Raw genomic sequence first — 7,839 nt, 5'->3', positions numbered from 1 at the left:
CCGAGATCCTCCACACCCCGCACATCACGGCGGCGATCGTCCTCATCCTGGCGGGTGCGCTCACGAAGTCCGGCATCGCCCCGGGGCATTTCTGGCTGCCCGGCGCGATGGCCGCCCCGACCCCGGTCTCCGCATACCTCCACTCCGCGGCGATGGTCAAGGCCGGTATCTACCTGGTCGCCCGCCTGGCCCCGGACTTCCACGTGGTCACCACGTGGCACCTGGTGGTCATCCCGCTGGGCCTGTTCACCATGCTCATGGCGGGGTGGATGGCGCTGCGGCAGCAGGACCTCAAGCTGGTCCTGGCGTACGGCACGGTCTCCCAGCTGGGCTTCATCACGGCCGTGGTGGCGGTGGGTTCCCGCGAGGCGATGCTCGCCGGCCTGGCCCTGACGTTCGCGCACTCGCTGTTCAAGGCCACCCTGTTCATGATCGTCGGTGCCATCGACCACGCCACCGGCACCCGCGATCTCCGGGAGCTCTCGGGCCTGGGGAAGCGGCAGCCCTTCATCACCACGCTGGCGATCATCTCGGCGCTGTCGATGGCGGGCATGCCGCCGCTGCTGGGTTTCGTGGCCAAGGAGTCCGTCATCGAGGCGGTCATGCACGAAGAGCTGCTGGTCGGCATGCCGCGCAACCTCATGCTCGTGGCGGTGGTCGTCGGTTCCGCGCTGACCATGGCGTATTCGCTGCGCTTCCTCTACGGCGCCTTCGCCACGAAGCCCGCGGAGCATGAGTCGGGCGGCGGCACCTCCGAGGCGGTGGCCCGGATGCACGCCATCGGCCCGACGCTGTGGATCGCCCCGCTCATCCTCACCGCCTGCACCGTCGGTTTCGGCGTCTACCCGCGCCCGCTGTCGGCGGCGATCACCGCGCACCTGGACAACGTCCTGCCGCTGGCCCCAGGGGAGAAGAGCTCCTACCTGGCTCTGTGGCACGGGTTCACCATCCCGCTGCTGCTGTCCATCGTCATCATCATCAGTGGTGTCGTGCTGCACTGGCAGCGGACGCTCATCGCCCGGGCGCAGTTCGAGGAGCCCGCGCTGGGTTCCGCGGACGCCGCCTACGATTCGGTGCTCGATTTCCTGCGCACCATCTCCCTGCGCCTGACGGCCTCCACGCAGCGTGGTTCGCTGGTGGTCAACCTGGGGATCATCTTCACTGTGCTCATCACCCTGCCGATGGTGGTGCTCGTCCTCGGCGACCGTCCCGACGTGCGCATGGTGCTGTGGGATTCCCCGTGGCAGGCGCTGGCGTCGGGAATCATCATCGTGGCGGCCATCGCGGCCACCCGGATGGACAACCGTCTCTCAGGCGTCATCCTCGTCGGTGTCACCGGCTACGCCCTGGCCGTCCTCTTCGCGCTCCAGGGCGCGCCGGACCTGGCGCTGACGCAGACGCTGGTGGAGACGGTGCTCATGGTCATCTTCATGCTCGTGCTGCGCAAGCTGCCCACCACCACCGAATGGTCCCCGGGCCCGAAGGCCAACCGCATCCGCGCGTGGCTGTCCATCGCGGTCGGGTTGTCGGTGACGGTGGTGACGATGTTCGCCATCAACGCCCGCTCCCAGGTGCCCATCGCCACGTTCATCCCGGACCTGGCGCAGGACATCGGGCACGGCGCCAACGCCGTCAACGTCCTCCTCGTCGACCTGCGCGCCTGGGACACCTTCGGTGAGGTGTCGGTGCTGGTCATCGCGGCGACGGGCGTGTCCTCGCTCATCTACCGCACCCGCTCCTTCAACCGTTCCTCGCGCCGCCCGACGCTGACCGTCACCGGTCGTCGATGGCTGGCCGCGGGTGTGGAGACGGAGCGGGCCCAGAACCGTTCCCTCATGGTGGATGTGGCCACCCGCATCCTCTTCCCGTCGATGATGGCGCTCTCGGTGTACTTCTTCTTCGCCGGGCACAACGCCCCGGGCGGTGGCTTCGCGGGCGGCCTCGTCGCCGCGCTGGCCTTCACCCTGCGCTATGTCGCGGGTGGTCGCGCGGAGCTCGAGGAGGCGCTGCCGATCGACTCCGGCCGTATCCTCGGCACGGGCCTGTTCCTCTCGGCGCTGGCGGCGATCTGGCCGATGTTCCTCGGCCACCCGCCGCTGACGTCGTGGTACGACTCGGTCGATCTGCCGCTCATCGGCAACATGTCCCTGCCGTCGGCACTGCTTTTCGACGCCGGCGTCTACCTCATCGTCGTCGGCCTCATGATGCACATCCTCTCCTCCCTGGGCGGCCAGCTCGACCAGGAGGAGGAGATGCGCAAACAGCGCGCCCGCGATCGGGCGCGATCGATGGCGCGGGCGGCGGAACGTCGCAAAGCATTGAGCGCCCCGGAAGGAGACAAGTAGATGGTGGCCAACCTCTTCCTGCTGCTCGCGGCAGGCACCCTCGTCTCGGCGGGCGTGTACCTCGTGCTTGACCGCGCGATGACCAAGATGATGCTCGGCCTCATGCTCATCGGCAACGGCGCCAACCTGCTCATCCTGCAGGCGGGCGGCTCCGCCGGATCCCCGCCGATCATGGGGCGCTCCTCGCTGGTGCATGACGAGACGAACGTCGCGGACCCCCTCGCGCAGGCGATGATCCTCACGGCGATCGTCATCGCGATGGCGTTGACGGCGTTCATCCTCACGCTCGCCTACCGCCAGTACCGCTACCGCACCGCGGACGTCATCGAGGACGACCTCGAGGATGCCGCCATCGCGGCGCGCCCCGCCACGGCGAGCGCCGCCCCCGACCACGACGCCTCCGATGACCCGGACACCGGGCGCGTCACCTCCGAGGGAGACTCCTTCGGTCCGAAATTCTTCGAAGCTCCGGTGAAGGGAGAAGTTGATGACTGAGACACTCACCCCCTTCGTGGACGCACTGTTGCCGTACATGCCGTTCCTCATCCCTCTGCCGGTGATCCTGCCGGCGGTGGCCGCGGCGCTGGCCCTGCTGGCCGGGCGGCACCCGCACATCCAGCGCACCATCGCCCTGGGCACCCTGCTCATCCTCATCGGGCTGACCGCGTCCATGGTCATGGTCGTGGACCTCGAGGGCATCCAGACGGTGCAGCTCGGCGGCTGGGACGCACCGATCGGCATCACGCTCGTCGCCGACCGCCTCTCGACGGTCATGCTCACCGTCTCCTCCGTCGTCCTGTTCTGCGTCATGTGGTACGCCATCAGCCAGGGCATCCGCGACGGCGGCAAGGACGAGCCCGTCGCCGTGTTCCTGCCCACCTACATGCTGCTGAGCATGGGCGTGAACATGTCCTTCCTGGCCGGTGACCTCTTCAACCTCTACGTCGGCTTCGAGGTCTTCCTCGTCGCCTCCTACGTGCTGCTCACCCTCGGCGCCTCGCCCTCGCGCGTGCGCGCCGGCGTGTCCTACGTCATGGTGTCGATGGTCTCGTCGATGATCTTCCTCTTCGCCCTGGCCATGGTCTACGCGGCGGTGGGCACGATGAGCCTGGCGCAGATCGGGATGCGCATGGAGGAGGTGCCCTCCGGCACCCGGGCGGCGATCTTCGGCACCCTGCTCGTCGCCTTCGGCATCAAGGCCGCCGTCTTCCCCCTCGACGCCTGGCTACCCGACTCCTACCCCACCGCCCCCTCCCTGGTCACCGCCGTGTTCGCCGGCCTGCTGACCAAGGTCGGCGTGTACTCCATCATCCGCATGCGCTCGGTGGTGTTCACCGACGGCTCCCTCGACGGGCTGCTCATGTGGGTGGGTCTGGCCACGATGATCGTGGGCATCCTCGGCGCCATGGCGCAGAACGACATCAAACGACTGTTGTCCTTCACCCTGGTCAGCCACATCGGCTACATGATCTTCGGCATCGCGCTCGGTTCCTCCCAGGGCCTGTCCGGGGCGATCTTCTACGCCGTGCACCACATTCTCGTGCAGACGGCGCTCTTCCTCGTCGTCGGCCTCATCGAGCGCCAGGCGGGCACGTCCTCGCTGCGCCGCCTCGGCTCGCTGGCGTACACCGCCCCGGTCATCGCGGTGCTCTACATCATCCCGGCGCTCAACCTGGGCGGCATCCCGCCGTTCTCCGGGTTCCTGGGCAAGATCATCCTCATCGAGGCCGGCGCCAACGTCGGTGGCTTCATGGCGTGGCTGCTCATCGGCGGCGCCGTGGTCACCTCGCTGCTCACCCTCTACGTCATGGTGCTCGTGTGGTCCAAGGGCTTCTGGCGCGACCGTTCCGACGCCCCCGAGGGCAACGTCGCCATGGCCCGCCCGGCCCCCCTGGCCGACATCACCGACGAGGTCGAGTTCGTCGAGCGTGACGACGTCGGCCGCATGCCCTTCGGCATGGTCGCGTCGACAGCCACCCTCATCGGTGCCTCTCTCGCCGTGACGGTGCTGGCCGGGCCCATCGCCGGCGTCACCGGACGCGCGGCGGAGAGCGCGCAGGACGTGAGCATCTACCGCTCCGCCGTCCTGGGCACCACCGCCGACAACCCGAGCCGCACCCTCGACCAGCAGCGTCTCGACGACGGCTCCGACACCCTGCGCAACCGCGACCACCTCCTGCCCGAGCCGCAGCCCGCCATCCAGACCACCACCGAGGAGGCCCAGCCGTGATCTCCGGACTCCGCCGTCGTTTCCGCCTTTGGTTCATCGTGTGGATCACCGTCATGTGGTGCCTCCTCATGGGCGAATTCACCTGGGCGAACCTCATCTCGGGTCTGCTGGTGGGCTCGCTCATCGTCTTCGCCCTGCCGCTGCCGGCCATGCCCATCGCCGGCCTGAGCGTCCACTGGGGACTGCTCGCGCTGCACATGCTCGGCTGGTTCCGCGACCTGGGCGTGGCGTCGGTGAAGGTGGCGTGGCTGGCGCTGCGCCCGGCGGCCCCGCCGAAGTCCGCGATCGTCAAGGTGCCCATGCGGGTGTCCAACGAGCTGGTCCTGTCCCTGGCGACCGTCCTCTACAACCTCCAGCCGGGCGGCTCGGTCAGTGACATCGACATCGCCAACCGCATGTGGACCGTCCACCTGCTCGACGCCGGCACCGAGGCCGCCCTGGCCCGCGAGCTGGAGACCATCGCCACCCTGGAGCGCCGCATGATCCGCATCTTCGAGAGGAGCTGAGCGTGAACCACGAGCTCTACACCGCCTTCCTGCTGATTCCCTCCGCGTTTTTCGCCGTGTCCTTCATCATCATGACGTGGCGGATCGTCATCGGACCGAACTCCATGGACCGGATGCTGGGTCTCGACGGCTTCGTCGCGATGCTCCAGTGCGCCCTGGCCACCTACATCTGCTGGACGCTGGACACCACCGTCGCCAACGCGATGCTCGTCATCGCGCTGCTGGGCTTCATCGCCTCGGTGTCCGTCGCCCGCTTCCGCAAGAGGGACGGTAGCTAACCATGACCTTCACACTGTTCGCGGACATCACGTCCCTCGTCCTCATCATCACCGGCGGCTTCCTCGTGTTCTCCGCCGCCGTCGGCGTGGTGCGCTTCCCCGACACGATGTCGCGCATCCACGCGATCACCAAGCCGCAGACCACCGGGCTCATCCTCACGATCCTCGGCGCGCTGCTCAAGGTCACGGGCGACCCGGAGTTCGGGATCGCCGAACGCGGCGATCTCGGCGTGCTCCTTCTCCTGGTCATCTTCGCCGCGATGACCTCCCCCGTCACCGCCCAGCGCCTCGGCCGCGTCTCGCGCCGCGAGGGCCTGTACGGCGAGCGGGAGGACATGTCGCGTAACGACGCCCCGGCCGACCGCTCCATCCGCCGGCGCTAAGCCCCCAGGGCGTCGCCGAGCGCGGCGACGAAGGCGGCCGCATCGCGGTCGTAGGGGACGTCGATACGCACCGTCGGCACGGGGGCGTCGACCTCCCGGCGCCGGCGGAGGAACCCTCTCCCCGGCAGGTTGGCGAGCACGAGGTGGCTGACGCGCTGCGGCTGCGCCGTGGCCAACGCCAGCGCGGCGAGCGCGCCCGTGCCGTGACCGACGAGGACCACCCGGCGCAGTTCCTGCTTGTCCAGGTACTGCTCGAGGCCGCCCAGGGCCGGATTGGGCAGCCACGGCGTCCAGTCGGCGGGCAGCAGCCGGATGACCTCGGTCCACGTGTCCGGCATCCGGCCGAGGGTGGGGACGAAGACGACGTCAGTCACGCGGCACCATCTCCTCCATCTCGGCGCAGGTGGCGTCGATGACCTCGCGCCAGCCGCCCGACTTCTCGAAGATCCGGCGCTGCCGCTGATAGCCGGCCCCGCGCTCGAGGATCTCGGGGATGAGGTGCAGCTCGGGGAGGCACCCCAGCTCCTCGGCGAGGGGGGAGAGCTCGTCGACCAGGTCGCTGAGTTCCTGGGTGACCCAGCGCTCGTCCGTGTCGCGGCTGGTGATCACGAGCGCCTCCATGCCGTAGCGGGCGGCGCGCCACTTGTTCTCCGCGATGTGCCAGGGCTGGAGGATGGGCAGCTCCTCCCCGCGGTCGATCATGCGGTCGTAGTGCACGACGAGGCAGTGCGTCAGTGCCACCACCGCTGCCAGTTCCCGCAGGTTGGAGGTCGAATCGGAGACCCGTACCTCCACCGTCCCCCATTTCGGGGCCGGGCGGATGTCGAAGTGCATCGACCCGGTGTGGTTGATCACCCCGGAAATACCCTGGTCATGCATATAGGACTCCCACTCCGACCACGTGGCGAACTGGTAGGGCAGGCCGGCGGTGGGCAGCTGCTGATAGAGCATGGTGCGGTTGGAGGCGTAGCCGGTGTCGATGCCGTCCCAGCCCGGCGAGGACGCCGTGAGCGCCAACAGGTGCGGGTACTTCGTCATGAGCGCGTTGATGATCGGCCACACGCGGTCCTCATGCGAGATCCCGACATGCACGTGGATGCCCCAGATGAGCATCTGCGAGCCCCAGTAGCGGGTGCGGTTGATGATCTCGGCGTAGCTCATCTTCGCGCTCACCGGGTTCTTCCGCCAGTCCGAAAAGGGGTGCGACCCGGAGGCCCACACCTTGAGCCCGAGGGAATCCGCGGCGTCGCGCACCACGTTGAGATCGTGCGCCAGCTCCGCCACCGCCTGCGGCACCGTGTCATGGACGCCGGTGACCAGCTCGACGGTGTTCTGGAGGAACTCCTTCTCCAGGTGCACCTCCGGGTTGCTGCGCCGGACGAGGTCGATGACCTCCTCCGCCTTGGGCGCCAGATCCCGGGATTCCGGGTCGACGAGCGCGACCTCCCACTCCACGCCGAGCGTCGGGCGCGGCGAGCGGCGGAACGGGATCGGCGCCGGAGCCATCAGAGGGCCACCTGATTCACCAGCACCAACGTCAGATCATTGCGGCCGTCGGTGCGCTCCGGCAGGAAGCCCTCGTACTCGCGGGCCACGCCGCCGACCCGCTCCGCCAGCTCGCGGGCGCGCTGCTCCGCGTCGGCGTTGCCGGGCTGGAAGAAGACTGTGTTCTCGGGGAGGATGTGGTCGGCCATGTTGCCCACCTCGCCGACCTCGAAACCGTCGCCGCGCAGGCGGTCCGCCACGTCGGCCGCCAGGTTCGGGACGGTGGAGTTGTTGATGACGTTGAGGCGCGGGGTCTCCTGCGGGGCAGGAGCGGGGGCCGGGGTCTCCGGAGGTGCGCTGGTCTCGGTCTCGGTCACCGTCTCAGGCTCAGTCTCGGTCTGGGTAGGGGTGGACTGCGGCGCCGCCGTTGTCACGGCGGGCGTGGTGGGGGCGGCCTGCTCTCCCCCGGAATCCTGGTTCTGCGTGGCGGCGTACAGCCCCCACATCACCAGCAGGACGGCCACGGCGATGAGCACCATCGCCAGGCCCCGCAGGGGCAGGCCGGAACTGGTGGTGGACTCTGACTGATTCTCCGGATTCACATGCGTCACA

General features: G+C 68.6%; 9 protein-coding genes. 6 read left to right on the top strand and 3 right to left on the bottom strand.

Going from position 1 to position 7,839, the window contains the following annotated elements:
* The 6 genes from ACFPUZ_RS08575 to mnhG all read left to right on the top strand — a co-directional run.
* Window positions 1-2,345: Na+/H+ antiporter subunit A (locus tag ACFPUZ_RS08575; protein ID WP_377001510.1), on the top strand; the 2,345-nt coding region annotated here is incomplete at its 5' end.
* Window positions 2,346-2,840 carry a Na(+)/H(+) antiporter subunit C gene (locus ACFPUZ_RS08570; protein ID WP_377001509.1) on the top strand — a complete coding sequence of 165 codons (495 nt, stop codon included), beginning with the start codon at window positions 2,346-2,348 and terminating at the stop codon, window positions 2,838-2,840. It abuts the gene before it with no gap.
* A complete protein-coding gene (locus ACFPUZ_RS08565) occupies window positions 2,833-4,575 on the top strand; it encodes a Na+/H+ antiporter subunit D (RefSeq protein WP_377001508.1) in 1,743 nt (580 codons plus the stop codon). The genes ACFPUZ_RS08570 and ACFPUZ_RS08565 overlap by 8 nt, the downstream gene beginning before the upstream one ends.
* Complete coding sequence (locus tag ACFPUZ_RS08560; protein ID WP_377001507.1) at window positions 4,572-5,081, top strand: Na+/H+ antiporter subunit E; 510 nt, start codon at window positions 4,572-4,574, stop codon at window positions 5,079-5,081. The genes ACFPUZ_RS08565 and ACFPUZ_RS08560 overlap by 4 nt, the downstream gene beginning before the upstream one ends.
* Window positions 5,082-5,083: 2 nt before the next feature.
* Window positions 5,084-5,359, top strand: coding sequence for a monovalent cation/H+ antiporter complex subunit F (locus ACFPUZ_RS08555; RefSeq protein ID WP_377001506.1), 276 nt, complete (start codon window positions 5,084-5,086; stop codon window positions 5,357-5,359).
* A 2-nt stretch (window positions 5,360-5,361) separates the two neighbouring features.
* Window positions 5,362-5,742 (top strand): monovalent cation/H(+) antiporter subunit G, encoded by a 381-nt coding sequence (gene mnhG / locus ACFPUZ_RS08550; RefSeq protein WP_377001505.1) that lies wholly within the window; start codon window positions 5,362-5,364, stop codon window positions 5,740-5,742.
* Here mnhG and ACFPUZ_RS08545 read toward each other — a convergent pair.
* The 3 genes from ACFPUZ_RS08545 to ACFPUZ_RS08535 are packed head-to-tail and all read right to left on the bottom strand — an operon-like array spanning window position 5,739 to window position 7,838.
* A complete protein-coding gene (locus ACFPUZ_RS08545) occupies window positions 5,739-6,116 on the bottom strand; it encodes a hypothetical protein (RefSeq protein WP_377001504.1) in 378 nt (125 codons plus the stop codon). The two genes, mnhG and ACFPUZ_RS08545, sit on opposite strands and share 4 nt — an antisense overlap.
* Window positions 6,109-7,248: a glutamate--cysteine ligase gene (locus ACFPUZ_RS08540; protein WP_377001503.1), complete on the bottom strand. Its 1,140-nt coding sequence runs from the start codon at window positions 7,246-7,248 to the stop codon at window positions 6,109-6,111. Before ACFPUZ_RS08540 ends, ACFPUZ_RS08545 begins: the two co-directional genes overlap by 8 nt.
* On the bottom strand, window positions 7,248-7,838 hold the full coding sequence (locus tag ACFPUZ_RS08535; protein WP_377001502.1) for a LytR C-terminal domain-containing protein: 591 nt from the start codon (window positions 7,836-7,838) through the stop codon (window positions 7,248-7,250). Before ACFPUZ_RS08535 ends, ACFPUZ_RS08540 begins: the two co-directional genes overlap by 1 nt.
* Between the last annotated feature and the right edge of the window lies 1 nt (window position 7,839).

The organism is Corynebacterium nasicanis (genome assembly GCF_042658165.1).
Taxonomy (GTDB): Bacteria; Actinomycetota; Actinomycetes; order Mycobacteriales; family Mycobacteriaceae; genus Corynebacterium; species Corynebacterium nasicanis.
The sequence above is the reverse complement of the archived record's forward strand: the minus strand, read 5'-3'. Positions and strand labels throughout refer to the sequence as shown.